This is a genomic window from Streptomyces griseus, from assembly GCF_001715295.1.
GTDB classification, from domain to species: domain Bacteria; phylum Actinomycetota; class Actinomycetes; order Streptomycetales; family Streptomycetaceae; genus Streptomyces; species Streptomyces griseus_G.
This window is the reverse complement of sequence record NZ_MDKB01000002.1, coordinates 1,894,126-1,918,631: the sequence shown is the minus strand read 5'-3', so window position 1 is coordinate 1,918,631 and position 24,506 is coordinate 1,894,126. Positions and strand designations below refer to the sequence as shown.

At 69.4% G+C, this 24,506-nt stretch carries 21 protein-coding genes, 1 tRNA gene and 1 pseudogene; 7 read left to right on the top strand and 16 right to left on the bottom strand.

Annotated features, from left to right (window positions below):
• Positions 1–91: 91 nt before the first annotated feature.
• Positions 92–613 (bottom strand): DUF2617 family protein, encoded by a 522-nt coding sequence (locus tag BA175_RS15190; protein WP_069171799.1) that lies wholly within the window; start codon positions 611–613, stop codon positions 92–94.
• Between the two features lie 316 nt (positions 614–929).
• Complete coding sequence (locus BA175_RS32125) at positions 930–1,199, bottom strand: hypothetical protein (RefSeq protein WP_069172128.1); 270 nt, start codon at positions 1,197–1,199, stop codon at positions 930–932.
• Positions 1,200–1,325: 126 nt separating this feature from the next.
• Between BA175_RS32125 and BA175_RS15180 the strand changes: the two genes are divergently transcribed.
• Entirely contained in the window at positions 1,326–2,516 is a 1,191-nt protein-coding gene (locus BA175_RS15180) for a pyridoxal phosphate-dependent aminotransferase (RefSeq protein ID WP_069171798.1), read from the top strand.
• Between the two features lie 103 nt (positions 2,517–2,619).
• Here BA175_RS15180 and BA175_RS15175 read toward each other — a convergent pair whose 3' ends face one another.
• From BA175_RS15175 to clpB, 3 genes are all read right to left on the bottom strand, one after another.
• Positions 2,620–3,174, bottom strand: coding sequence for a YbjN domain-containing protein (locus BA175_RS15175; RefSeq protein ID WP_069171797.1), 555 nt, complete (start codon positions 3,172–3,174; stop codon positions 2,620–2,622).
• Positions 3,175–3,244: 70 nt separating this feature from the next.
• A complete protein-coding gene (locus BA175_RS15170) occupies positions 3,245–4,513 on the bottom strand; it encodes an MFS transporter (RefSeq protein ID WP_069171796.1) in 1,269 nt (422 codons plus the stop codon).
• Between the two features lie 385 nt (positions 4,514–4,898).
• Positions 4,899–7,505, bottom strand: a complete 2,607-nt coding sequence (gene clpB, locus BA175_RS15165) for an ATP-dependent chaperone ClpB (RefSeq protein ID WP_069171795.1) — start codon at positions 7,503–7,505, stop codon at positions 4,899–4,901.
• A 143-nt stretch (positions 7,506–7,648) separates the two neighbouring features.
• Between clpB and BA175_RS15160 the strand changes: the two genes are divergently transcribed.
• Positions 7,649–8,050 carry a pyridoxamine 5'-phosphate oxidase family protein gene (locus BA175_RS15160; RefSeq protein WP_069171794.1) on the top strand — a complete coding sequence of 134 codons (402 nt, stop codon included), beginning with the start codon at positions 7,649–7,651 and terminating at the stop codon, positions 8,048–8,050.
• Positions 8,051–8,238: 188 nt separating this feature from the next.
• On the opposite strand, the gene BA175_RS15155 is transcribed toward BA175_RS15160, so the two are convergent.
• Together BA175_RS15155 and BA175_RS15150 are read right to left on the bottom strand one after the other, a co-directional pair.
• Positions 8,239–8,559, bottom strand: coding sequence for a (2Fe-2S)-binding protein (locus BA175_RS15155; RefSeq protein WP_069171793.1), 321 nt, complete (start codon positions 8,557–8,559; stop codon positions 8,239–8,241).
• Entirely contained in the window at positions 8,556–8,810 is a 255-nt protein-coding gene (locus tag BA175_RS15150) for a 5'-nucleotidase (protein ID WP_107407565.1), read from the bottom strand. The genes BA175_RS15155 and BA175_RS15150 overlap by 4 nt, the downstream gene beginning before the upstream one ends.
• A gap of 128 nt (positions 8,811–8,938) precedes the next feature.
• Here BA175_RS15150 and BA175_RS15145 point away from each other — a divergent pair, with 128 nt between their 5' ends.
• Complete coding sequence (locus tag BA175_RS15145; RefSeq protein ID WP_175420827.1) at positions 8,939–9,922, top strand: helix-turn-helix transcriptional regulator; 984 nt, start codon at positions 8,939–8,941, stop codon at positions 9,920–9,922.
• Between the two features lie 163 nt (positions 9,923–10,085).
• Here the strand turns inward: BA175_RS15145 and BA175_RS15140 are convergent, their stop codons facing one another.
• The 4 genes from BA175_RS15140 to dnaK all read right to left on the bottom strand — a co-directional run bounded on the left by BA175_RS15140 (position 10,086) and on the right by dnaK (position 14,315).
• Positions 10,086–10,532, bottom strand: coding sequence for a heat shock protein transcriptional repressor HspR (locus BA175_RS15140; RefSeq protein WP_033296623.1), 447 nt, complete (start codon positions 10,530–10,532; stop codon positions 10,086–10,088).
• Position 10,533: 1 nt separating this feature from the next.
• Positions 10,534–11,721 (bottom strand): molecular chaperone DnaJ, encoded by a 1,188-nt coding sequence (dnaJ, locus tag BA175_RS15135; protein ID WP_069171792.1) that lies wholly within the window; start codon positions 11,719–11,721, stop codon positions 10,534–10,536.
• 93 nt (positions 11,722–11,814) lie between these two features.
• Positions 11,815–12,465 (bottom strand): nucleotide exchange factor GrpE, encoded by a 651-nt coding sequence (gene grpE / locus BA175_RS15130; protein WP_069171791.1) that lies wholly within the window; start codon positions 12,463–12,465, stop codon positions 11,815–11,817.
• Positions 12,462–14,315, bottom strand: coding sequence for a molecular chaperone DnaK (dnaK, locus tag BA175_RS15125; protein WP_069171790.1), 1,854 nt, complete (start codon positions 14,313–14,315; stop codon positions 12,462–12,464). The genes grpE and dnaK overlap by 4 nt, the downstream gene beginning before the upstream one ends.
• 305 nt (positions 14,316–14,620) lie before the next feature.
• Between dnaK and BA175_RS15120 the strand changes: the two genes are divergently transcribed.
• The 3 genes from BA175_RS15120 (at position 14,621) to BA175_RS15110 (ending at position 18,827) form a co-directional block, all read left to right on the top strand.
• A complete protein-coding gene (locus tag BA175_RS15120) occupies positions 14,621–15,292 on the top strand; it encodes a sugar transferase (protein WP_069171789.1) in 672 nt (223 codons plus the stop codon).
• Positions 15,293–15,382: 90 nt separating this feature from the next.
• Positions 15,383–17,665, top strand: a complete 2,283-nt coding sequence (locus BA175_RS15115; RefSeq protein ID WP_069171788.1) for a (Fe-S)-binding protein — start codon at positions 15,383–15,385, stop codon at positions 17,663–17,665.
• A 223-nt stretch (positions 17,666–17,888) separates the two neighbouring features.
• Positions 17,889–18,827 carry a Yip1 family protein gene (locus tag BA175_RS15110; RefSeq protein ID WP_069171787.1) on the top strand — a complete coding sequence of 313 codons (939 nt, stop codon included), beginning with the start codon at positions 17,889–17,891 and terminating at the stop codon, positions 18,825–18,827.
• A gap of 115 nt (positions 18,828–18,942) precedes the next feature.
• Here the strand turns inward: BA175_RS15110 and BA175_RS15105 are convergent, their stop codons facing one another.
• Together BA175_RS15105 and dcd are read right to left on the bottom strand one after the other, a co-directional pair.
• On the bottom strand, positions 18,943–19,443 hold the full coding sequence (locus tag BA175_RS15105) for a phosphoribosyltransferase (RefSeq protein ID WP_069171786.1): 501 nt from the start codon (positions 19,441–19,443) through the stop codon (positions 18,943–18,945).
• A gap of 6 nt (positions 19,444–19,449) precedes the next feature.
• Positions 19,450–20,025: a dCTP deaminase gene (dcd, locus tag BA175_RS15100; RefSeq protein ID WP_069171785.1), complete on the bottom strand. Its 576-nt coding sequence runs from the start codon at positions 20,023–20,025 to the stop codon at positions 19,450–19,452.
• A gap of 465 nt (positions 20,026–20,490) precedes the next feature.
• On the opposite strand from dcd, the gene BA175_RS15095 reads away from it, so the two are divergent.
• Positions 20,491–20,564: transfer RNA gene (locus BA175_RS15095), tRNA-Gly, on the top strand.
• A 217-nt stretch (positions 20,565–20,781) separates the two neighbouring features.
• Here BA175_RS15095 and BA175_RS15090 read toward each other — a convergent pair.
• The 3 genes and pseudogenes from BA175_RS15090 to BA175_RS15085 form a co-directional block, all read right to left on the bottom strand.
• Positions 20,782–21,990: a tyrosine-type recombinase/integrase gene (locus BA175_RS15090; RefSeq protein ID WP_079159561.1), complete on the bottom strand. Its 1,209-nt coding sequence runs from the start codon at positions 21,988–21,990 to the stop codon at positions 20,782–20,784.
• Positions 21,990–22,202 (bottom strand): annotated as a pseudogene (locus tag BA175_RS29655) (excisionase family DNA-binding protein). The gene BA175_RS15090 and the pseudogene BA175_RS29655 overlap by 1 nt, the downstream one beginning before the upstream one ends.
• A 1,832-nt stretch (positions 22,203–24,034) precedes the next feature.
• A complete protein-coding gene (locus BA175_RS15085; RefSeq protein ID WP_069171784.1) occupies positions 24,035–24,406 on the bottom strand; it encodes a hypothetical protein in 372 nt (123 codons plus the stop codon).
• Positions 24,407–24,506 lie beyond the last annotated feature (100 nt).

Genomic DNA, 24,506 nt, shown 5'->3' with positions numbered 1-24,506 from the left:
TACGTGACGGAAAGGTCGCGCTTTGTCACCCACACGGGTGCAAGTACGGCCGCTCGCGCATGATCCCCCACGCACCGCCGCCCTTGCGCGCTCATGACACCGGCGCCGCCGCGCGTACGCCCACCCGGGTGCGGGTGACCACCAGCTGCCCCTCCTGCGGGTACGCGTGCCACGTACGCCAGCGCACCTGGCCCTCCGTGCACTGCGCCAGCATCGCCGTGAAGGCGTAGGGGCTGCCGGGGAAGGTGCCGGCGAGGCCGTGCGGGTGGTCGGCCACCAGGGCGAGCAGTTCCTGCGCGCGCCCGGCGAACGAGCCCTCGGAGAGCGTCTCGACGCGGGCCGCGAACTCGTACTCCCAGTCGCCCAGCCGCTCGGCGACACCCAGGGGCAGGGGTGTGCTGCTGCCGGGCATGCAGGCGACGGTCTCGGAGCACGTACCGCGCTCCTCCTCCAGCAGCACCTGGTGGGAGGCGCCGAGCAGCCTGAGCTGCAGTTCGGCGCCGGCGAGCCGCAGGTCGAGCACGGCGAGGGCGGGCAGCGGCTCGCACCCCAGCGTCCAGGCCAGATCGGCGGCTCGGGTATCGGAATAGGCGGTCTGGAGGGTCGTGAGCATGGGTCGGCTCCGCAAACACACATGGACACGTGGACAGGAGGCGCCCCCGGTGCGGTGGTGCGGTGCACGTGGGGGAGGGGAACGCCCGATCCGGCCCAACTGGGGTCCGAGGGCTGAATGTTCTCTCCGACGAGGGAATCATGAAGTACCCATACCCGCAGTGGTTTTACCCAACTTGACGTGGTTTCCATCCCTCAGGGGGCAGCACGGTTCAGTTGTTCCCCGCGCGCCCCAACAAAGAGATGCCCGACGGGAGTTCGTCCCGTCGGGCACCTGACAAACACCCGGGAGTGCGGGCAGGAACGGAAGGCGCGGTTCAGTCGCCCCCGCCGCCACAGCCGCCCCCGCCGCCGCACGAGTGGCCACCGCCCCCGCACGAGTGGCCCCCGGAGTGACCGGCGTCGCTGTCACCGCTCCACCAGCTGCCCCCGTCGGAGCCTCCGCCACCGTCCCCGCCCGACCCGCGACGGCCGCCGCGCCTGGTGCGGCCCGCCAGCGGGTCCCCTCTGCGTCCGGCGCCCGCGACGAGCGCGACCAGTCCCACGACCACGACCACCACCACGGCCACCACGATGAACAAGGCCATCGACCTCACGTCCTTCTCTTCCCCCGAAGCGAGGTCCCGCTTCTCGACTGACCGGGAGATTCCCATGCCCCGAGGGCGCCAAAGCGGACTTGAGCAACTCCAGAGCTTCGGCACAGGATGGCGTCCATGACACAGGGACCGCAGGGACGACCGCTGCTCAACCGCCGCCTCGCCGCGTTCGGTACGACGATCTTCGCGGAGATGTCGGCACTGGCCGCACGGACCGGCTCGATCAACCTCGGGCAGGGCTTCCCCGACACCGACGGCCCCGAGGAGGTCCGCGAGGCCGCGGTCCGCGCCCTGCGTGCCGGGCACGGGAACCAGTACCCCCCGGGCTCCGGCGTCCCCGAGCTGCGCACCGCGATCGCGGAGCACCAGCAGCGGTGGTACGGCCTGACGTACGACCCCGACACGGAGGTCCTGGTCACCACGGGCGCCACCGAGGCCGTCGCCGCAGCCCTGCTGGCGCTCCTGGAGCCCGGAGACGAGGTCATCGCCCTCGAGCCCTACTACGACTCGTACGCCGCCTGCATCGCCATGGCGGGCGGGAGCAGGGTCCCCGTCACGCTGCGCCCGCACGAGGACGGCTACGCGCTCGACCTCGACGAGCTCCGCGCCGCCGTCACCCCGCGGACCCGGCTGATCCTGCTCAACACCCCGCACAACCCCACGGGCACCGTCCTGACCCGGGCCGAGCTGGCAGCCGTCGCCGCGCTCGCCTGCGAGCGCGACCTCCTCGTCGTCACCGACGAGGTGTACGAGCACCTGGTCTTCGAGGGCGAGCACATCCCCCTGGCGTCCTTCCCGGGCATGCGGGAGCGCACCGTCACGGTGAGCAGTGCCGGCAAGACGTTCTCCTTCACCGGCTGGAAGGTGGGCTGGATCACCGCGAGCCAGGACCTGGTCGCCGCCGTGCGCTCCGTCAAGCAGTTCCTGACCTACGTCTCCGGCGGGCCCCTCCAGTACGCCGTCGCCGAGGCCCTACGGCTGCCGGACGGCTACTTCGACGACCTGCGTGCCGATCTGCGCACCAAGCGCGACCTGCTGAGCAGCGGCCTCGCCGAGGCCGGCTTCGGGGTCTTCCGGCCGGCGGGCACCTACTTCGTCACCACCGACATCCGTCCGCTCGGCGGCGGACGCGACGGCTTCGCCTTCTGCCGCGAACTGCCCGGGCGGTGCGGGGTGGTGGCCATTCCCAACGCGGTGTTCTACGACCACCGGGACCAGGGCGCGCCGTTCGTCCGCTTCGCGTTCTGCAAGCGCACGGACGTACTCGCCGAGGCGGTCAGCCGGCTGAAGAGCCTCTCCGCGCACTGACCCGCGCGGCACGCGCGAAGGCCCGGCCCGGGCGGCGGTCGCCGTGACCACCGCCCCGGACCGGGCCCTCGGTACGTGCCGGGCCGGGCGTGCAGCTCCCGGGTCAGCCCTCGGGGGACTGCTCGGTACCCTCGCCCTCGGTCTTCTTCTCGCCGGACTCCAGGCCGAGGCGCTCCACGAGCCACTTGTCGAACTCGATGGAGGCCCGGACCCAGCTGACCGTCGAGGAGACGAAGTGCTCCAGGCTGACGCCGGTACCGATGAGCATCTGCGCCTCACCGATCAGCCGGACGGAGGCGGCCGCGCCCTCCTCGCCCTCGTGGGAGTGGGTGTAGACCTTGGGCCACAGCGTGCGGCGGTTCCAGTCGTCGATCGCGTCGAGGAGCGCGGGACGCCGGTCCAGGGCGTGCGGGCGGTCGTAGAACGTACGCACCGAGAAGACCTGCTGCTCCTCCTCGCCGCGGAACATGAAGTACGTGCGGAACTCTTCCCACGGCGCGGCGAGGTCGCCCTCGTCGTCGACGACGTACTTCAGCTCCATCTGCTCGAGGAGCTGCTTGACGAGGTCCTGGTCCGGGACCACGGGGCCCTCGGGTCCTGTCGTCTGCGGCTCGGGCTGGCCCCCGAAGTTGGGGATCGAGGACGGGTCGATAGACATCGCTGGGTACTCCTGTGGATCGCTCGTGGTTTCCTTCCGTCGACCCTAGCCGCCCTCGCGGCCGGTAGTCCTACGCGCTCAGGGGAATCGTCCCCGCGCTCGTCTCCCGGGCCCGCGCCCAGGAAACCGCGACGGCGATCGCGCACATCGTCCCGACGAGGCCCGCCCCGCCGATCGTCCGGGCCGAGGACCCGGACAGCTCCGCCGCCAGGCCCCCCGCCGCGACACCGATCCCCTGCATGGCGGTCAGTCCCGACCGGGCCAGCCCCAGGGCCTGACCGCGCTGGCCGGCCGGGGTGAGCAGGACGAAGGTGGCTCCGGCGGTGATCTGGTACGCGGAACAGATACCCGACACCAGCAGCACCAGGAGGGCCGGCCCCACGGCGGGATCCGCCCAGTAGACGAGCAGCGGGACGTTCGAGCCCACCGCGAGCGGCCCGAGCAGCTGTCTGCGCCGTTCCGCGCCGACGCCCGCCCGCCCCAGGAGGGCGGCGCCGACGACCATGCCCGCGGGATGCGCGGCCAGCAGGAGCCCCACCGACGCGGCGCTCCCGCCGGCCTCCTCCGCGAAGGGGGCGGCCAGGCCCTCGGGGAGCACGATGAACCCCGCCAGCCAGCCGAGTGCGACGAGGGAGCGCAGCCGGGGGTCCGACCAGATCAGCGCGGCCGCGCTGCCGACCTGCGAGCTCATCCGCCTGGGCCGCGCGTCGGCGCTCTCGTCCACGGGCCGCGCCCGCACACCCACCCGGATCAGGAGGGCGGAGATCAGGAACGTGAGCGCGTTCAGTCCCAGGGCGACATGGCTGCCCAGCCACACCACGAGGACCCCGCCGGCGGCGAAGCCGACCAGTTGCCCGGCCTGGTGGGTGATGAGCATGACCCGCTGCCCCCGCTCGTACAGGCGGGTGCCGAGCACGGCGGGCATCAGGGCCCCCTGCGAGGCGCCGAACGGGGCCTCGGCGAGCTGCGCCAGCACCAGCAGGGCGGCCAGCAGCGGCAGCGGCGTGCCGGGCAGGGCCATCAGCCCGACGAGTACGGCACGGACCAGGTCGCAGCCGATCATGACGGTGCGGCGGGGGAAACGGTCCGCCAGCCCGGTCAGGAGCACTCCGGACAGCAGGGCGGGCAGGCTCGTCAGGGCGTAGGTCGCCGCGGTCCAGCCCGCCGAGTCGGTGCGTTCGAAGACCAGCAGGGAGAGCGCCACCCGCGCCAGCTGGTCCCCCAGGACCGACTGCGCGAAAGCCGCCCACAGCGCACGGAATTCGCTTCGGCGAATCAGACTGTCACTTCTGCAATCCTTCGACTCCGCACCCGTCTCGCCCGGTATCCGCTCCATCATGCCCGTACCTTACCCGTTTCCGAATTCAGGACCGCCGCACCCGCAATAAAGAAAAAGAGTCCGGAGTGTCCTGATATCGAGTGGGGTCCGATCGCCCGCGCACCAACCGATCGGGCTCCGAGCAAGGAGGGAATATGTATGGTCGAAATACAAAGGGTGGCCTATCCTCCCGCATACACCCGCCTTCGATCCGGCCACCGGACGGGAGTTTTCGGCTCGATTTCAAGGGCGGCCCGCCAGGGCGGTACGTGCTATATGCACCCATGATTGCGGGCGGGGCGCACACACACGTGTCCCCCGGCCGGAACAGGCACGTCCGGCCGGGGGACAGGGGGCTAACGGCTGTCCCGCGAACCTCCACCGCTGCCACGCTCCCGGTGCGTCCTCAGAGGACCTTCGCCGCCGGCGCGGTTCCCACGGTCAGCCCGGCTCCGGCCCGGTCCACCCGGACCGTGTCACCGTCCTTGACCTCGCCCGCGAGGATCTCCTTCGCGAGCCGGTCGCCGATCGCGGTCTGGATCAGCCGGCGCAGCGGCCGGGCGCCGTACGCCGGGTCGTTGCCCTCCACGGCAAGCCAGGCCAGGGCGTCGGGGGTGACGTCGAGGGTGATCCTGCGGTCGGCCAGCCGGTCTGCGAGGCGGCGGACCTGGAGGCCCGCGATGTGGGCCAGCTCGTCACCGGACAGGGCGGAGAAGACGACCAGGTCGTCGAGCCGGTTGAGGAACTCCGGCTTGAACGAGGCCCGGACGACGTCCAGGACCTGCTGCTTCTTCACCTCGGGCTCGGTGAGCGGGTCGACGAGGAACTGGCTGCCCAGGTTCGAGGTCAGGATCAGGATGGTGTTGCGGAAGTCCACCGTCCTGCCCTGCCCGTCGGTCAGGCGGCCGTCGTCCAGCACCTGGAGCAGGACGTCGAAGACCTCGGGGTGGGCCTTCTCCACCTCGTCCAGCAGGACGACGCTGTACGGACGGCGGCGCACCGCCTCGGTGAGCTGGCCGCCCTCCTCGTAGCCGACGTAGCCGGGCGGAGCACCGACGAGCCGGGCGACGCTGTGCTTCTCCCCGTACTCGCTCATGTCGATCCGGACCATGGCCCGCTCGTCGTCGAACAGGAAGTCCGCCAGGGACTTCGCCAGCTCGGTCTTGCCGACACCGGTCGGCCCGAGGAAGAGGAACGAACCGGTGGGACGGTCCGGGTCGGCGATCCCCGCGCGGGTGCGGCGTACGGCGTCCGAGACGGAGCGCACGGCCTCCGTCTGGCCGATCAGCCGCCTGCCCAGCTCGGACTCCATGCGCAGGAGCTTCTGGGTCTCGCCCTCCAGGAGCCGGCCGGCCGGAATGCCGGTCCACGCACCGACGACATCGGCGATGTCGTCCGGCCCGACCTCCTCCTTGACCATGGTGTCCTTGGCCGCCTCCTGCTCGGCCTCGGCCTCGGCCGCCTCGGCCAGCTCCCGCTCCAGACCGGGGATCTCCCCGTACAGGAGCTTGGAGGCGGTGTCGAAGTCGCCGTCGCGCTGGGCGCGCTCGGCCTGACCCCGCAGATCGTCCAGACGTTCCTTGAGCTCACCCACGCGGTTGAGGCCCCGCTTCTCCTTCTCCCAGCGGGCGGTCAGGCCGCGAAGCTCCTCCTCCTTGTCCGCGAGGTCGCGGCGGATCTTCTCCAGGCGCTGCTTGGAGCCCTCGTCGGACTCGTTCTTGAGAGCCAGTTCCTCCATGTGCAGGCGGTCGACGGCACGCTGGAGCTCGTCGATCTCCAGAGGCGAGGAGTCGATCTCCATACGGAGCCGGGAAGCCGCCTCGTCGACCAGGTCGATCGCCTTGTCGGGGAGGAAGCGGGAGGTGATGTAGCGGTCGGAGAGGGTCGCGGCGGCCACCAGCGAGGAGTCCGCGATCTGCACCTTGTGGTGGGCCTCGTAGCGGCCCTTGAGACCGCGCAGGATCGCGATGGTGTCCTCGACGGACGGTTCGGCGACCAGGACCTGCTGGAACCGGCGCTCCAGGGCGGGGTCCTTCTCGATGCGCTCGCGGTACTCGTCCAGCGTGGTGGCGCCCACCATGCGGAGCTCACCGCGGGCCAGCATCGGCTTGAGCATGTTGCCCGCGTCCATCGCCGAGTCACCGCCGGCGCCCGCGCCGACCACGGTGTGCAGCTCGTCGATGAACGTGATGATCTGGCCGTCGCTCTCCTTGATCTCGGAGAGGACGGTCTTGAGGCGCTCCTCGAACTCGCCGCGGTACTTGGCGCCCGCGACCATCGCACCGAGGTCCAGGGAGACGAGCCGCTTGTTCCTCAGGGACTCGGGGACGTCACCCTTGACGATGCGCTGGGCGAGACCCTCGACGACGGCCGTCTTGCCGACGCCGGGCTCGCCGATGAGCACCGGGTTGTTCTTCGTCCGGCGCGACAGCACCTGTACGACGCGGCGGATCTCCTGGTCCCGGCCGATCACCGGGTCCAGCTTGCCCTCGCGTGCGGCGGCCGTGAAGTCGGTGCCGAACTTCTCCAGGGCCTTGTACTGGCCCTCGGGGTCGGGAGTGGTCACCCGGCGCCCTCCCCTGCTCTTCTCGAAGGCGTCCAGCAGCTCCTCGGCACCGGCACCCTGTCCGTCGAGGATCTCACCCGCGCGGCCGCCCTTCGCGGCGACGGCGATCAGCAGGTGCTCGGTGGAGAGGTAGTCGTCCCCGAGTTCCTTGGCCCGCTGGTCCGCGTCGGCGAGCACGGCGAGCAGCTCACGGCTTGGCTGCGGCGGCGCCACGGTCGACCCGGTGACGCTCGGCAGGGCGCCGAGGAGCCGTTCGGTCTCCGCGCGCACGGCCACCTGGTCGGCCTCGACGGCCGCCAGCAGGTCGGTGATGTTCGCGTTGTCCTCACCGGCGAGCAGGGCGAGCAACAGGTGGGCGGGGGTCAGATCGGGGTGCCCGTCCTTGACGGCCCTGCTGGTGGCCGTGTTGAGGGCGTCCCGGCTCTTGTTGGTCAGCTCGGCGTCCACGGGCGCTGTCTCCTCCTCGTGCTGGTGTTTCCGGCCTGGCAGCTATGACTCTCACAACGAGTAGAAAGTTGAGTCTATTCCACTCAAGCCTGAACGTCGCCTCCACCGTGGCCCTTCGCACCTCCTCTCCCTAGGCTGACCCCATGCCTGACGTACGCAACCCCGGACCCGAGTACCTCGCCTTCTGGCGGGAGCGCCACGTATGCACGCTGACGACGCCGCGGCCCGACGGGACCCCGCACGTGGTGCCGGTCGGCGTGACGTACGACCCCGAGACGCTCACGGCGCGCGTCATCACCGACGGACACAGCCGGAAGGTCGCCCACGTCCTGGCCGCCGGCCCGGAGGGGGCACGGGTCGCCGTCTGCCAGATGCAGGGGCGCCGCTGGGCGACCCTGGAGGGCCGCGCGGTGGTCCGCACGGAGCCCGGCGAGGTGGACGACGCCGTACGCCGCTACGCGGAGCGGTACGAGCGCACGCCGAGGCCGAACCCGAACCGGGTCGTCATCGAGATCGCCGTGGACAGGGCGCTCGGAAGGGGCTGAACCCTTTCCCCTCCGCCTTTGCGCGCCTTTCGCCCTCCGTCGCTCTTTCCCTTTCCTTTTCCCTTCCCTTACCCGCCGGGTTCCGGTTTACGGTTCCGGACAGCACAACGGCGCCATCGTGTTCAGGTCACGATGGCGCCGTTGTGTGGGGGAAGCGCCTGAACGATATGGAACGACGGGGGAATCGTTCAGGCGCTGCGGGGGGTGGCGGAAATGGCTTCTTGTTCGAACAGCTCATGGTCGCGCTGATCGAGATTGACGAAAATCATGCCGTACCTCACGGCACAGCGGACCGGTTGCGGGGCTCCCCGCGGCCGGCGGAGGCAGCGATAGGCGCGGATGTCCTCATCCGTTTCCATCACGACGACGATCGGCTCGCCGAACAGGGTGACCATCAACGAATCGCCCTGCCGGGTGAGGGCCGTGAGCAGATCGATGAAGTGCCACCCTGACCGATACGCCGTAGCCATCTCCCGCCGGAAGGTGCGGTCGTCCGGAGGGGTGGTCATGCGACTGTGCGGGCCGGAGCAGCGTTCCAGCCGATGTCGCCCTGGGCGGACCAGCCGATGTCCCCCCGGTCGCCCTGGGGAGCGATCCAGCCGATGTCCTTCGGCGTGGCTGCCTGCACGTTCCAGCCGATGTCACCCGGCGCAGCAGTCGCCTCGCTGCTCCAGCCGATGTCGCCCGCGCTCGACAGCCCGAAACCCATGGCCGCGACGAACGAGGCGGCAAGCGCCGAGCGAAGCATTCGCTTGTACATAGTCGGCTTCGTCCTCACTTGTGGATTCTTCTCCCCCGCACTGAAGACGATGTCTCACCTGGGCACTCGAACACCACCGAGTCGATGCATCATGTTCCTGTAAGAGCAGGAAGCTGGGGGGTGGAGATATGAGCGCAAGTACCGCAAAACCGGTACATCCTCATGGGATCGCCGATCTGTGTGAAGACGGAGCTCGCCTTTACGCCATCGCGTTGCGTACCGGGCGGATCGCCCGCGCCGAGGTCGAACCCGCCCCCTGCCTGATCGAGTTCGCCCTCCTGCATCCCGATCCGGACGCCACGGACTGGCTGCGCCCGGTCGCCCCGTCGGCCGTGCTGGCCCAGCACATGCATCCCATCGAGCGCGAGATCCAGGAACGGCGGCGGCACTCCCTGGCGCTGGCCGAGTGTTTCGAGCCGTTCATGGACATCAGCGCCCAGGGTCCGTCCACCACGCACGCCATCACCGTGCTCGAGGGCGTCAACCGGATCAACGCGTCCCTGGACCTGGCGACCGCCGAATGCCGCTCCGAGGTCCTCACGGTCCAGCCGGGCGGCGGGAGGCCCGAGGACAGCCTCAGCAAGTCCCTCGAACGCGGACTGTCGGTCGTGCACCGCGGCGTGCGGATACGCACCCTCTACCAGCACACCGCGCGCCACAGCCAGAGCACGCTCGCCTACGCCGAGCGCATGGCCGGCGACCACGTGGAGATACGCACCCTCGAAGAACTCATCGAACGCCTGATCGTCTTCGACCGCAGCGTCGCCTTCATACCCGCCCAGGACGACCGCATGGTCGCCCTGGAGCTACGCCACCCCGGGCTGGTCGAGTACCTCGCCAAGGTCTTCGAGCAGCTGTGGACCAGGGCGGCCCCCCTGCTCGAAGAGATCAAGTACGAGCCGACTCCCGCGGGAATCAGCGGTGTTCAGCGCTCCATCGCCCAGCTCCTCGTCGAGGGGCACGTGGACGACTCCATCGCACGTCGCCTCGGCATGAACGTCCGCACCTGCCGGGCCCACGTGGCCAAGCTGTCGGCCACCCTGGGCAGCACGAGCCGCGCCCAGCTCGGCTATCTGATCGCCCGCTCGGGGATCCTGGACCAGGACTCCTGATCCGACGGCTCCGACCCGAGGCCTCCGGGGCCCAGGGCGCCCCGTACGGCCCGGAGGCCGTCCTCCGGGCCGTACGGGGCGCGCTGCCGCACCCGTGGGCCCCACACGCGCAAGGGCCCGCCCCCGGGCGTGAAACCCCGGGAGCGGGCCCTGTACGGCTGTCTCAGTCCTTCGGCCTCTTGGGCCGCCAGACCACCAGCGCACCGGCCTGCTGCACGTCCTGGTACGGAACGAGGTCGCGCCGGTAGGAGGCGTGCACCTGGGCCTCGCGCTGCTGCATGGCCACGGCCGCGCCGTCCACGGCCGCCGAGAGCTCGGCGACGCGCTGCTGGAGCGCGGCGACCTGGTTCTCCAGCTCGATGATGCGCTTGATACCCGCGAGGTTGATGCCCTCGTCCTGCGACAACTGCTGCACCGTACGCAGCAGTTCGATGTCCCGCGCGGAGTAGCGCCGGCCGCGTCCCGCCGTACGGTCGGGCGAGACCAGGCCGAGACGGTCGTACTGCCGCAGCGTCTGCGGATGCAGGCCCGAGAGCTGGGCCGCGATCGAGATCACGTAGACAGGTGATTCGTCCGTCAGCTGGTACGGATTACGTCGACGGCCGTCCATCTCAAGCTCCCTTCGCAGCCTGGAACAGCTCCGCCCGCGGGTCCTCCCCCGCGGTCGCCTTCCGGTAGGCCTCCAGGGCCTCCTGAGCCTCCGCGCCGAGATCGCCGGGCACGGCGACCTCGACGGTGACCAGCAGGTCGCCCCTGGTTCCGTCCTTGCGCACGGCACCCTTGCCGCGGGCCCGCATCGTACGCCCGTTCGGCGTGCCGGGCGGGAGTTTCAGGGTGACGGGCGGTCCGCCGAGCGTGGGGACCTTCACCTCACCGCCGAGCGCCGCCTCCGCGAAGGTGACGGGCACGGTGACCGTGAGGTTGTCGCCCCTGCGGCCGAAGACCGGGTGGGCGTCGACGTGGACGACGACGTAGAGGTCACCCGCCGGGCCGCCACGCTCGCCGGGGCTGCCCTTGCCGCGCAGCCTGATCCGCTGCCCGTCCAGGACGCCCGCCGGGATCCGCACCTGCATGGTGCGCGCCGACTTCGCCCGGCCGCTGCCCTTGCAGACGTCACAGGGATCCTGGGCGATGAGCCCGCGGCCCTTGCAGTCCACGCAGGGGTCCGTGAGCGAGAATCCGCCGCCGGTCCCGCGCGACACCTGCCCGGTGCCGACACAGGTCGGGCAGACCCTCGGTGTGCCGTTCTTGTCACCGGTGCCCGAGCAGGCCTTGCAGGGGGCCTGGCTGGACATCCGGAGCGGGACCGTGGCCCCGTCGACGGCCTCCGTGAAGCTGAGCGTCACCTCGGACTCGATGTCCTGGCCGCGGCGGGGCTGGACACGGGTGCCCGCACCGCCCCGGTTGAAGAGTCCGCCGAAGACGTCACCCAGACCACCGCCGCCGAAGCCACCGGCGCCGCCGCCCTGACCGCCACCCCCGGGCGCTCCCCCGAAGAGGTCGCCCAGGTCGAAGTTGAAGTTGCCGCCCGCACCACCGGGACCCGCCCGGAAGCCCCCGTTGCCGAAGAGGGCGCGCGCCTCGTCGTACTCCTTGCGCCTCTTGGGGTCACCGAGGACGTCGTTCGCCTCGGAGATCTCCTTGAAGCGCTCCTCGGCCTTGGAGTCGCCCTTGTTGGCGTCCGGGTGGAACTCGCGGGCGAGCTTCCGGTACGCCTTCTTGACCTCGGCGTCGGTGGCGTCCTTGGGGACGCCGAGAACCTTGTAGTAGTCCTTCTCGACGAAGTCCTTCGTGCTCATCGACGTCCCTCCTTCCGGACGATCGGCCGTGCGGCCGGCCAGTCGGCCGGCCGCACGCCCCGTCGGTGTGCACCGCAGTGGTCGGACGTGATGTCAGACCTCTTCGGTGCCACCGCTCTCCTCGTCGTCTGCCTTCTCTTCCTTGGCCGCCGCGGGCGTGGCACCCGGCTGCGGCTCGGCCACGGCCACCCGGGCGGGGCGGATCGTGCGCTCCCCGATGCGGTACCCAGGCTGCAGGATCGCCACGCAGGTCGTCTCCGTGACGTCCGGCGCGTACGAGTGCATCAGGGCCTCGTGGATCGTCGGGTCGAAGGGCTCACCCTCCTTGCCGAACTGCTGGAGTCCCAGCTTCGCGACGACCGTCTCCAGGGATTCGGCCACCGACTTGAAGCCGCCGACGAGCTCGCCGTGGTCCCGCGCGCGCCCGACGTCGTCGAGCACGGGCAGGAGCTCGGACAGCAGGCCCGCGACCGCGACCTCCTTGACCTGGACCCGGTCGCGCTCCACACGGCGACGGTAGTTCTGGTACTCGGCCTGAAGCCGCTGCAGGTCGCCCGTGCGCTCGGTGAGCGCGGTGCGGACCTGGTCCAGCTGGGCTGTCAGAGCCACTGTCTGCTGTACGTCCCCGGCCGGGGCCGCCGCCTCCTCCTCGGAGGGGGTGGCGGCCGTCGGTTCGGCGTCGTCGGAGTTGGCGCCGGAGGGGACGTCAGGCTTCTCGTCGAAGCCCGGAGTCTCCTCGGTCACGCCGCACCGCCCTTCTGGTCCTTCTCGTCGTCCACGATCTCGGCGTCGACGACGTCGTCGTCGGCCTTGGCCTGGCCGTCACCCGGCGCACCGGCGCCCGGGGCCGCACCCTCGGTCTGGGTGTTGGCGTACATCGCCTGGCCCAGCTTCTGGGAGACGGCCGCGACCTTCTCGGTGGCGGTACGGATCTCGGCGGTGTCCTCGCCCTTGAGCTTCTCCTTCAGCTCGGTGAGCGCGGTCTCCACCTCCGTCTTCACGTCACCGGGGACCTTGTCCTCGTTGTCCTTGAGGAACTTCTCCGTCTGGTAGACGAGCTGCTCGCCCTGGTTGCGGGACTCCGCGGCCTCACGACGGCGGTGGTCCTCGTCGGCGTACTGCTCGGCCTCTTCGCGCATCCGGTTGACCTCGTCCTTCGGCAGCGAGGAGCCGCCGGTGACGGTCATCTTCTGCTCCTTGCCGGTGCCGAGGTCCTTGGCGGCCACGTGCATGATGCCGTTGGCGTCGATGTCGAACGCGACCTCGATCTGCGGCACGCCCCGCGGGGCCGGCGGCAGGCCGGTGAGCTCGAACATCCCGAGCTTCTTGTTGTACGCCGCGATCTCGCGCTCGCCCTGGTAGACCTGGATCTGCACGGACGGCTGGTTGTCCTCGGCCGTCGTGAAGATCTCGGACCGCTTGGTCGGGATCGTGGTGTTGCGCTCGATGAGCTTGGTCATGATCCCTCCCTTGGTCTCGATACCGAGGGACAGCGGGGTCACGTCGAGGAGCAGGACGTCCTTGACCTCGCCCTTGAGGACACCGGCCTGGAGCGAGGCGCCGATGGCGACGACCTCGTCCGGGTTCACACCCTTGTTGGCGTCCTGGCCGCCCGTGAGCTCCTTGACGAGCTCGGCGACGGCCGGCATACGGGTCGAGCCACCGACGAGAACGACGTGGTCGATCTCGGAGAGCTGGATGCCCGCGTCCTTGATGACGTTGTGGAACGGGTTCTTGCAGCGGTCCAGGAGGTCCGCGGTGAGCTGCTGGAACTGCGAGCGCGTGAGCTTCTCGTCCAGGTGCAGCGGGCCCTCGGCCGACGCCGTGATGTAGGGCAGGTTGATCGTGGTCTCGGTCGAGGACGAGAGCTCGATCTTCGCCTTCTCCGCGGCCTCGCGGAGACGCTGGAGAGCCATCTTGTCCTTGGACAGGTCCACGCCGTGCCCGTTGGCGAACTGCTTCACCAGGTAGTCGACGACCCGCTGGTCCCAGTCGTCACCACCGAGGTGGTTGTCACCGTTGGTGGCCTTCACCTCGACGACGCCGTCGCCGATCTCCAGGAGGGACACGTCGAAGGTGCCGCCACCGAGGTCGAAGACGAGGATCGTCTGGTCGTCCTTGTCGAGCCCGTACGCCAGCGCGGCGGCCGTCGGCTCGTTGACGATGCGCAGGACGTTCAGGCCCGCGATCTCGCCGGCCTCCTTCGTCGCCTGACGCTCGGAGTCGTTGAAGTACGCCGGAACGGTGATCACCGCGTCGGTGACCTTCTCGCCCAGGTACGCCTCGGCGTCGCGCTTCAGCTTCTGCAGGATGAAGGCGCTCATCTGCTGCGGGTTGAAGTTCTTGCCGTCGAGCTCGATCTTCCAGTCGGTGCCCATGTGGCGCTTGACCGAACGGATCGTCCTGTCGACGTTGGTGACCGCCTGACGCTTGGCGACCTCGCCGACGAGCACCTCGCCGTTCTTCGCGAAGGCGACGACGGACGGCGTGGTCCTGGCGCCTTCGGCGTTGGTGATGACGGTGGGCTCGCCGCCTTCGAGAACGCTGACGACGGAGTTAGTCGTGCCCAGGTCGATGCCGACCGCACGTGCCATTTCGATTCCTCCAACTGACTACTTGAGTGGATCTGACTCAAGGATGCACGACACCCGGCCCGGAGTCAAAGGACCTGAGCCACTTACGCTCAACTTATGTGCTCGCACCCGCCATGAGCAGGCATTTTCCGGGTTTACGGCCCGACGGTGCAGGCCTGGCGGCGACGGGGACGGACCTCCGGCCGCGACACCGGCCGCACCGCGCGCCCCGCACCCCCCACCCACCTTCGCACCATGGGATCGTTCTGTCACAAAATGCAGCGAGACGGTCATAACGGCACGTCACCGATCCCGGGCAGGCACCCATGCGGAACGCAAAACAGACTGCGCCACGAAGGAGACGGCATCCCGCCGCACAGGCGGCCGTCCGGGCGGCCGGCCGCACTCTCGGCCGGGCCGCCGAGATCCTGGAGGCGGTGACCGTCAAGCGGTCCCTCGACCTCGTACTCGGCTCGGCACTCCTGGCCCTCGCCGCCCCGGCGCTCGCCCTCGCCGCCCTCGCCCTCGCCGTACGGCACCCCCGCGACCCCGGGGGCGTCCTGCGGCGCGAGATCCGGACCGGCCTCGGCGGCCACCCCTTCGAGCTGTGTTCGCTGCGCACCCGCAGATTCCGTCTGGACCTGCTGTCACGGCTCGTCCACGTCGTACGCGGACAGCTCTCGCTGGTCGGCCCGCCGCCCCTGGCCCCGGACGATCCGGCCCTTCTCGAGGCGGCGGCCGGCCGGTGGCGCCGGGAGCTGAGACCCGGCCTGACCGGGCTGGCACAGGTCCAGGCGCGCTCCGGTATGCCCTGGGACGAACCCGCCCTGCTCGACGCGCACTACGCGGAGCATCATGGAACCTGGCCGGACCTGGCGATCATGGCGCGGTCCGTGCGGATCCACCTGCGCACGGAGTTCCGCGCCCTGACCCGGCAGGGAAAGGACCGCCTGAGCGACACAGATCACCGCCTGCCCAACTACAGCGTGGCGGAATAAGTGGATAGTGTCAGCACAGACTGATTAAGTTACTGCTTAGTAATCGCTTGTCCCGCTGGATCCCACCCTCGCAGGCCCGAGGAGCCCCACATGCAACTCGCCGCGATCATCGTGTCGCTGGTGCTGACTGTCGTCGGCGTTGCGCTCATCGCCCGAGCCGTCGCGCAGATCTACCGGTTCGTCCGCCTCGGACAGCCGGTCCCGGCAGGCAGCCGCACCGACGACCCCAAGCAGCGCACGATCACCCTGGTCAAGGAGTTCCTCGGCCACACCCGGATGAACCGATGGGGCATCGTCGGCTTCGCACACTGGTTCGTCGCGATCGGCTTCCTGACCCTGCCGCCGACGCTGCTCCAGGCGTACGGACAGCTCTTCCAGGCCGACTGGGTCCTCCCGATCGTCGGCGGCTGGCTGCCGTTCGAGCTGTACATCGAGTTCATCGGCATCATGACGGTGCTCGGCATCGTCACGCTGATGGCCATCCGGCTGCTGAACCTGCCCTCCCGCGCCGGGCGCAAGTCCCGCTTCGCCGGTTCCAAGGCCTGGCAGGCGTACTTCGTCGAGTACGTCATCCTGGCCATCGGCCTGGCCATCCTGACCCTGCGCGGCCTCGAGGGCGCGATCCACCACGTCGAGGGCTACGAGGCCGCGTACTTCGTCTCGTACCCCCTGGTGCTCGCCTTCAAGGGCCTCGCGCTCGGGACGCTGCAGAACCTCATCTACTTCACCGCCATGATCAAGATCGGCGTCTCGCTGATCTGGATGATCACGGTCTCGCTCAACACCAACATGGGTGTCGCCTGGCACCGCTTCCTCGGATTCCCGAACATCTGGTTCAAGCGGAACGCCGACGGCGCGGTCGCGCTCGGCGCGCTCCAGCCGATGACCTCGGGCGGCAAGGAGATCGACTGGGAGGACCCCGGCGAGGACGACACCTTCGGCGTCTCCCAGGTCGAGCAGTTCTCCTGGAAGGGCATCCTCGACTTCTCCACGTGCACCGAGTGCGGCCGCTGCCAGTCGCAGTGCCCCGCCTGGAACACCGGCAAGCCCCTCTCGCCGAAGCTCCTGATCATGTCCCTGCGCGACCACGCGCACGCCAAGGCCCCGTACCTGCTGGCCGGCGGCGGCAAGGACATGGAGGGCAACGAGAAGGCCACGGCCGAGCAGCTCGCGGGCGTCCCCGCGGCCGCCCTGGCCGAGGCCGAGCGCCCCCTCGTCGGCACGCTCGAGGAGAACGGGGTCATCGACCCTGACGTGCTGTGGTCCTGCACCACCTGCGGTGCGTGTGTGGAGCAGTGCCCGGTCGACATCGAGCACATCGACCACATCGTCGACATGCGCCGCTACCAGGTGATGATCGAGTCCGCGTTCCCGTCCGAGGCGGGCACGATGCTCAAGAACCTGGAGAAGAAGGGCAACCCCTGGGGTCTCGCGAAGAAGCAGCGCGTGGAGTGGACCAAGGAGGTCGACTTCGAGGTCCCGATCGTCGGCAAGGACGTCGAGGACCTCGGCGAGGTCGACTACCTGTACTGGGTCGGCTGCGCGGGCGCCCTGGAGGACCGGGCCAAGAAGACGACGAAGGCCTTCGCGGAGCTTCTGCACATCGCGGGCGTCAAGTTCGCGATCATGGGCGGCGACGAGAAGTGCACCGGTGACTCCGCCCGTCGGCTGGGCAATGAGCCGCTGTTCCAGCAGCTCGGCCAGGAGAACGTCGCGATGCTGAACATGGCGTTCGGTGAGTCCCTCGACGAGGACGGCCGCGTGGACGACTCGACGAAGAAGGCGAAGTCGACGAAGAAGATCGTCGCCACCTGCCCGCACTGCTTCAACACGATCGCCAACGAGTACCCGCAGCTCGGCGGCGAGTACGAGGTCATCCACCACACCCAGCTCCTCCAGCACCTGGTGGACGAGGGCAAGCTGGTCCCGGTGACACCGGTCGAGGGTCTGATCACCTACCACGACCCCTGCTACCTGGGCCGCCACAACAAGATCTACACGCCCCCGCGCGAGATCATCGCGAAGGTGCCGGGTCTGCGGAACGAGGAGATGCACCGCCACAAGGAGCGCGGCTTCTGCTGCGGCGCCGGCGGCGCGCGGATGTGGATGGAGGAGCGGATCGGCAAGCGCATCAACAACGAGCGCGTCGACGAAGCCCTCTCCCTCAACCCCGACATCGTCTCCACGGCCTGCCCGTTCTGCCTCGTCATGCTGACCGACTCGGTCAACGGCAAGAAGAACGACGGCCAGGCGAAGGAGTCGGTCCAGGTCGTCGACGTCTCCCAGCTGCTGCTGGAGTCGGTGAAGACACCCGCCGACCCCTCGGGCGAGGCAGAGGCGGCGGACGTGCCGGAGCCCGAGCCCGTCAAGTAGTCCTCCCACCCGCACGGAAGCGGCCGGACCTGCCTCGGGGGCAGGACCGGCCGCTTCCGCGTGTACGACGCGGAACGGGCCCGGCGGCCGGGGGTCAGGACCACCGCCGGGGGTGGGCGGACCCCCCAGGGTCCCCCTAGGGGATGTCACAGCTAGGCCGCAATGGCCGCCCTGTTCCCCCGGCCCCCACCCCCCACCCGCGCGGACCAGGTACGTTCGACACGTGGCTGGATTCAGGATCGGACGCGGCCGGGACAACCGCACACCGCAACAACACCCGCAGCAGCAACAGCCGTACGGCACGCAGGCATCACCGCCGCCGTACGGCCGCCAGTCGTGGCCCCCCTCGGGCGGCGGCGCACCGCACGGCGGCCCCCAGGGCACCCCGTACGGCGGCGGGCACGGGGGCGGCGGGCACCCGGGCGGAGGCGGGCACGGCGGCGGCGGACAGGGCGGCGGACACGGCGAGCCGGAGTACTTCGGCGACCCCTACCACCAGCCGCCGCAGCAGGACCCGTACGCCAACGCCCCGGGTCACACCCAGGCGTTCAGCATCGGCGAGGACCCGTACGGCGACGGGAACACCTACCAGGCCGACCAGCCCCCCGCCCAGCCCGCCGGCCCCCGGCTGCCCTGGAAGCAGCTGCTGAGCGGTGTGGTGCTGCGCCCCGGGCCGACGTTCTGGCAGATGCGCGACTACCCCGTCTGGGGCCCCGCGATCGTCGTCACGTTCGTGTACGGGCTGCTCGCCCTCTTCGGCTTCGACCAGGCCCGCGACGAGGCGATCCACGCGGAGGTGTCGACGGCCGCCCCGTACGTCATCTTCACGGGCGTCGGCTTCGTCGTCGGCGGCCTCGTCCTCGGCGCCGTCACCCACACCCTGGCCCGCCAGCTCGGCGGCACGGGGGCCTGGCAGCCGACCGTGGGCCTGTCGATGCTGATCATGTCGATCACGGACGCGCCCCGCCTGATCTTCGCCCTGTTCCTGGGCGGCGAGAACTCCCTCGTCCAGCTTCTCGGCTGGGTCACCTGGCTGGCCGCCGGCGCGCTGTTCACCTCCATGGTGAGCAAGTCGCACGACCTGCCGTGGCCGAAGGCGCTGGGCGCTTCCGCGATCCAGCTGATCGCGCTGCTCTCGATCATCAAGCTCGGCACCATCTGACCGCACGCGCATGAGGGAGGGCCCCGGCCGGACCGGGGCCCTCCCTCATGCGCGCGTACGTGCGTCCCGCGACGTGTGCGTGCGGGTTCTCGCCCGCCTGCGCGCTCTCGCCCGCCTACGCGTCGAAGACCTGGCCCTCACGGCGTACGACGGGCTTCTCGACGCTCCACGGGAAGTTGATCCACCGCTCGGTCTTCTTCCACACGTACTCGCACTTCACGAGCGACTGCGGCTTCTCGTAGATGACCGCACTGCGCACCTCGGCGACATGGTCGATGCAGAAGTCGCGGACCAGCTTCAGCGTCTTGCCGGTGTCCGCCACGTCGTCGGCGATCAGGACCTTCTTCCTTGTGAAGTCGATGGCGTTCGGAACGGGCGCCAGCATGACGGGCATGTCCAGCGTGGTGCCGACACCGGTGTAGAACTCGACGTTCACCAGGTGAATGTTCTTGCAGTCCAGCGCGTAGGCCAGACCACCCGCGACGAAGACCCCGCCCCGCGCGATGCTGAGCACGACGTCCGGCTCGTAACCGTCGTCCGCGACCGCCTGGGCCAGCTCCCGCACGGCCCGCCCGAAGCCCTCGTACGTCAGGTTCTCCCGCGCCTCACCAGCCATACCGCATCACACCTGCGTCCGATGGAAGTTCATGAACGAACGCGAGGCGGTCGGGCCCCGCTGGCCCTGGTAACGGGATCCGTACCGCTCGGAGCCGTACGGGTACTCCGACGGGGAACTCAGCCGGAACATGCACAGCTGCCCGATCTTCATACCCGGCCACAGCTTTATCGGCAGCGTCGCCAGATTCGACAGCTCCAGCGTCACATGGCCGGAGAAACCGGGGTCGATGAACCCGGCGGTCGAGTGCGTCACGAGCCCGAGCCGCCCCAGTGAGCTCTTGCCCTCCAGCCGGGAGGCGAGATCATCGGGCAGCGAGATGACCTCGTACGTCGACGCCAGCACGAACTCCCCGGGGTGGAGGATGAACGCCTCGTCGCCCTCGGGCTCCACCTGACGGGTCAGGTCCACCTGCTCGACGGCGGGGTCGATATGCGGATAACGGTGGTTCTCGAACACCCGGAAGTAGCGGTCCAGCCGCACATCGATGCTCGAGGGCTGCACCATCGAAGCGTCGAACGGGTCAATGCGAACCCGCCCGGCATCGATCTCGGCCCGGAGGTCCTTATCTGAGAGAAGCACGTCCCGAGGATACGCAGAACGCGCGAGCCCACCCCAACCGGACTGCCCGCGCGCCTGCCCCCTCGCTCCCTACCGTCGCTCGAACACCACCGGAACGGCCTGCCTCAACCGCGCACAGCGCGGACAGCGCAGCAACCGCCCGGGGCCGATCCGGCCGGACCCGAGCTGCTGCATCGGGAACGACGAGGTAGCGAAAACGTGCCCTTCGGCACAGCGGACGACGGTGCGCTCCATCGACTCCATCAAGTCCCTTCCCCAACCAGCCATGGACGAGACCGCCACATTAGGGGATGAACAGGACGCCGCTCCACGCGGCACTCCGCCCGCCCACGCTACGCCCCCAACTCCCGCCCCTCACCACCGCGTCCACCCCGCACCACGCCACACGGACCCCACGGCGCACGCACCGGGGGCCTGGCATGGGGTAGAGTGTGGGGCGATGCACTGCCGATAGCGGCGCGCTTCGCGGGTGTAGTTTAATGGTAGAACATGAGCTTCCCAAGCTCAGAGCGCGAGTTCGATTCTCGTCACCCGCTCCATGACGAAGGCCCAGGTCAGCGACCTGGGCCTTGTTTGTTGTCTAGACCATTTTTAGGGCTCGTGCCATTCGCGTGCCATAACGACCCTTCCCATCTGCATCAATAGTGGATCCGTCACCCCTGAGGGCGAGCGCTCCACTACCGGGTCCCGCATCGCGAGATCCCTTCCAAGTGCCCTGCGTCACACGCACAGTGCGGACTGTCTGCTCCTGCGCGATCAACGCCGCGCAGCCCGTGGGGCGGACGGTCCGGGCGGACGTGGCACCAGCGGGTGAACGGTCGCCCCACCACGCCCCGAGGCTGCAGCCGACTGTTGGCGGCGCACGTCGAGATCGATGTTGGCGGCGAGCCTGCGCTGATGCTCCTTGGTGGAGTGCTGATAGATCAGTTGCGCGCGCTCGGATGACTGGCCGGCTCGGACCATGAGGTCCTTGAGCTTGGCACCGGTGTCGGCCGCCAGCGTGTTGCCCGTGTGCCGTAGGTCGTAGAAGCGGAAGCCTTCGGGCAGCCCCACCTTGTCCCGGGCCCTGCGCCACTTGCGGCCGAACGTGGTGCCGCGCAGTACCGCCCCCCTCTCGCCGACGAAGACGAGCCCGTCCGGACCCGGCTGGGCGAACCACTCCAGGTGCCGACGGACGTCCTCGTGGAGGAATGACGGCAGCACGATCTCTCGTCGGCCCGCCCGGGACTTGGGAGCGCCGATCACACGGCGCCCTGTATTGAGCTCCGGTGCGGCACGGCGAACCCAGAGCGCGCCGGAGTCGAGGTCCACGTCCCGCCGCCGGAGCTCGGCGAGTTCCTCGGGCCGCATCGAGGCGAAGGCACCGAGCAGAACCATGAGGCGCCAGCGCAGACCGACCACATCTGCCGCGGCGAAGACCTGCTCGACCGTCGCCACCGGCCGCTCGTCCGCGTCCTCTCGACCCGCTCCGCGGATGCGGCAGGGGTTCTTGCGCAGCATGTCGTCCTCGACGGCGGTCTCCATCACGGCTTTGAGGAGCCGGTACGACTTGGCCACAGTGGTGGCACCGGTGGCGGACAACCGCTCCGCCCGCCAGGCTCTGACCCGAGCGGGGCCGATCATGTTGACGTTCATCTCGCCGAACGTCGGCTCCAGGTGGAGCCGGAACAGCCGGCGGTACAACTCAGTCGTGGTCGGGGCGAGGCCACGTTCCGCGATCCAGCGTGTGGCGTAGTCGGCGAACGAGACCTCCCCGGCGGTCGGGTCGAGCCAGTCGCCCCGCATCTGGTCCGCTTGGACCTGGACGAGGAACGCCTCTGCATCGCGCCTGGTCTCGAAGGTTTCCGGAGCTGGCCGCAGGGTGTCATCGGCCGTGCTGGGGTAGCGGGCCTGATAGCGCCCCGAGGGCAGTTGTCGTATCGCGCCGAATGTGCGGCGCGGAGCCTTCTGACGCGGACGGGGCATCAGGCCGCAGCCCTGAATCCGGAGCGGCGAGTACGGACCGGCTCGACCGTGCGCGCCTCTATGTAGGCGTCCAGCGCGGTGTCGGAGATGCGGACGTGCTTGCCGACCTTGACGTATCGGATACGGCGCTCGGAAACGAGGCGACGGATGAATCACTCACCGACACCGAGATGTTCGGCTGCCTCGGCCACGCCGAGAAGGCGGTCAGCCATTCGAGACCGCCTCCTCCCACGTGTCGGCGGGCCATGGGGTGGTGATCACTGCGGGTCGGGGCAAGGATGTTCCTTCTACGAGGCGGCGGGTCAACAACCGATGCACCCATGCGGGAGCACGCCCAATGAGGCAGACGTACGGGCATCGCGACCGCTGCGAGCTATCGCGCTGCCCCCGCTGGGACTATTTCGGCATCCCGTAAGTGATACCTCTGCATCGCCGGTTTGGTTAACCGGCGATGTGCGTCTATGTTGCCTCGACTCCCAGCAGATTTCGGGAGTATCGGAGTTGGGGATCCGGCCCAAATTTTGCTGACCTGAAGCCAAAGGCGACTCGGTCACGGGCGCCATCGGCATGAACTTCTTGGTGAACGGCCGATTCGGGTCTATCGTTTTTGGACCGCGTTCCGCCGGCGTTCGCCGTCGGCTGCTCGCTTTGTGCGAAGTAACCCTGGACTTGCGCGAGGTGATGTGGCTTCCTTCTTGGTCCAGTCGCTGAAATGAAGGCCGCCCGGATCGGCCTTCGGTGCGCCAGCTCCGTCCGACGGCAGCACCGCCGTCGCGGCGATTCGCGGCCACCGCCACCACCCCCTGCTTCGAGGAGCCGCCGAACCATGAGCCACGATGCCCGCGCCTGGGTATGGGACCACAGCCTCAGCAAAGGCACTGCCCGCATGGTCCTCACCTTGATCGCCGATCGTTGCATCGACCACACCTGCACGGCCTACGCCTCCGTCCCAGCCCTGATGCGACGCGCGAACGCGTCGCGCAGCGCCGTTCGGGACGCGCTGGACAAACTGGTCGCCAGCGGCGAGATAGTCCGCCTCGACGGACGCAAAGGGCCTCGCGGGGAAACGTATTTCCGCCTCCCCGAAGCCGCCCGTTTCATGACCGAGGACGTTCGAAATCCGACCGATCAGGAGGGCCAGATTCTAACCCCCGAGGTACCGGAATCCGATACCTCCAGCAGCAATGCGGACGGTCCGGAATCCGCCCCCGGGGTACAGAATCCAACCCCGGGGGGTGCCGGATTCCGATACCTCGGGGGAGCAGAATCCGACCCCCAGAACAGAAGTGAACCAATAGGAACCAGTAGGTACAGCAGCAGTGCACCCATCCCCGCCTCTCAATGGCAGATCGACGCGGGCAGCGACTCCTGGCTGCGGAGCGAGGGGCACCTCACCCGCCTTGGCGAGGAGGGCGTACGAGTGGCGGACGACAAGTGGCGGGCCTTCCGGGCCGGCGCGTCTCCACGCTCGGGTGCCGCGTGGGGTGCCGACTGGCGAGCGTGGATCACTCGCGAGCGGAGCCCCGCCCCAGTAGCGCCCCACTCAGCCGCCAGCCCCAGTGGCGGGTCAGCGAGCCCCAAAATGACCCGGTCGGAGGTGCACCTGGCAGCTCTGCTGGCAGCCCTCGATGAACCGGTCCCGACGGTGTAGCGCCCTCGCCTGCCCGGCCGGTCCGCGAGGTGCGGGGACAGTGGGGACCGGTCCCCGCACAGCTCGGTTCGCTGGGGACGGTCCCCCTGACGGGCAGTCGGGGACCGGTCCCCGACTCAGGTGGGGACCGGTCCCCACCAAGTTCACCCCTGTCCCCTGCCTCTTCGGGGACCGGTCCCCGAAGAGGACGGAGTTATCCGGGGACCGGTCCCCGAAGAGGCAGGGAAACCGCAGGTCAGTGCGGACCGTCTACGCCATACGGTCGGCCCCCGAGCTCACGCCTCAGGGCTCAGAGCTGCGGGACCAGGCCAGCGGGGACCGGCAGCCGACGCAGTCGGTCCCCGCCGCGTGTGCAACGAGCCGTGCCCAGGTCCCTCGGACCGGCATCGCGCTTCATGCCGGTAGCTGCCAACGGGTGCTGGCGAAGCGTGTGACGGCGGAGTCGAGGAGACGGCCGAACTCTGCCGGGGTGCTGATCCGGGGACCTTCGGTGAGGACCTCGTTATCGGTCAGCGCATCGAGGTCTGCCCAGCCTCCGCGATACAGGACAAGGTGCAGCTCGGCCCATCCATCACTGCCCTGGATGCGCAGACCGATCGAATCCGGATCGCTTACACGGGTCCGGTCGGTCTCCAGCGGCTGCGGCCAAGGCGCAAGGCCGTCCCGCCAGGTGATCGGACAAGGAGCGAGCCCCGCCGCACTCCAGGCAGAGAGACGCGCGGTGATCTCGGCGGAGGCCGAATCGAGGTCAACGACGTGGTCCATGCAGCGATCCTCCCCGTTCGCCCCTCACCCATGAAGGCCCTGGCCGAGTCCGGCCAGCCCAACCGTCCAGGGCCGACGACCAGTCAACGTTCGACGCCCA

Excerpts from the sequence above, each read along its gene's own strand:
- BA175_RS15190 (WP_069171799.1), bottom strand. The coding sequence starts at position 613 with ATGCTCACGACCCTCCAGACCGCCTATTCCGATACCCGAGCCGCCGAT.
- BA175_RS32125 (WP_069172128.1), bottom strand. The coding sequence starts at position 1,199 with ATGGCCTTGTTCATCGTGGTGGCCGTGGTGGTGGTCGTGGTCGTGGGA.
- BA175_RS15180 (WP_069171798.1), top strand. The coding sequence starts at position 1,326 with ATGACACAGGGACCGCAGGGACGACCGCTGCTCAACCGCCGCCTCGCC.
- BA175_RS15175 (WP_069171797.1), bottom strand. The coding sequence starts at position 3,174 with ATGTCTATCGACCCGTCCTCGATCCCCAACTTCGGGGGCCAGCCCGAG.
- BA175_RS15170 (WP_069171796.1), bottom strand. The coding sequence starts at position 4,513 with ATGATGGAGCGGATACCGGGCGAGACGGGTGCGGAGTCGAAGGATTGC.
- BA175_RS15160 (WP_069171794.1), top strand. The coding sequence starts at position 7,649 with ATGCCTGACGTACGCAACCCCGGACCCGAGTACCTCGCCTTCTGGCGG.
- BA175_RS15155 (WP_069171793.1), bottom strand. The coding sequence starts at position 8,559 with ATGACCACCCCTCCGGACGACCGCACCTTCCGGCGGGAGATGGCTACG.
- BA175_RS15150 (WP_107407565.1), bottom strand. The coding sequence starts at position 8,810 with ATGTACAAGCGAATGCTTCGCTCGGCGCTTGCCGCCTCGTTCGTCGCG.
- BA175_RS15145 (WP_175420827.1), top strand. The coding sequence starts at position 8,939 with ATGAGCGCAAGTACCGCAAAACCGGTACATCCTCATGGGATCGCCGAT.
- BA175_RS15140 (WP_033296623.1), bottom strand. The coding sequence starts at position 10,532 with ATGGACGGCCGTCGACGTAATCCGTACCAGCTGACGGACGAATCACCT.
- dnaJ (WP_069171792.1), bottom strand. The coding sequence starts at position 11,721 with ATGAGCACGAAGGACTTCGTCGAGAAGGACTACTACAAGGTTCTCGGC.
- dnaK (WP_069171790.1), bottom strand. The coding sequence starts at position 14,315 with ATGGCACGTGCGGTCGGCATCGACCTGGGCACGACTAACTCCGTCGTC.
- BA175_RS15120 (WP_069171789.1), top strand. The coding sequence starts at position 14,621 with ATGCGGAACGCAAAACAGACTGCGCCACGAAGGAGACGGCATCCCGCC.
- BA175_RS15115 (WP_069171788.1), top strand. The coding sequence starts at position 15,383 with ATGCAACTCGCCGCGATCATCGTGTCGCTGGTGCTGACTGTCGTCGGC.
- BA175_RS15105 (WP_069171786.1), bottom strand. The coding sequence starts at position 19,443 with ATGGCTGGTGAGGCGCGGGAGAACCTGACGTACGAGGGCTTCGGGCGG.
- BA175_RS15090 (WP_079159561.1), bottom strand. The coding sequence starts at position 21,990 with ATGCCCCGTCCGCGTCAGAAGGCTCCGCGCCGCACATTCGGCGCGATA.
- BA175_RS15085 (WP_069171784.1), bottom strand. The coding sequence starts at position 24,406 with ATGGACCACGTCGTTGACCTCGATTCGGCCTCCGCCGAGATCACCGCG.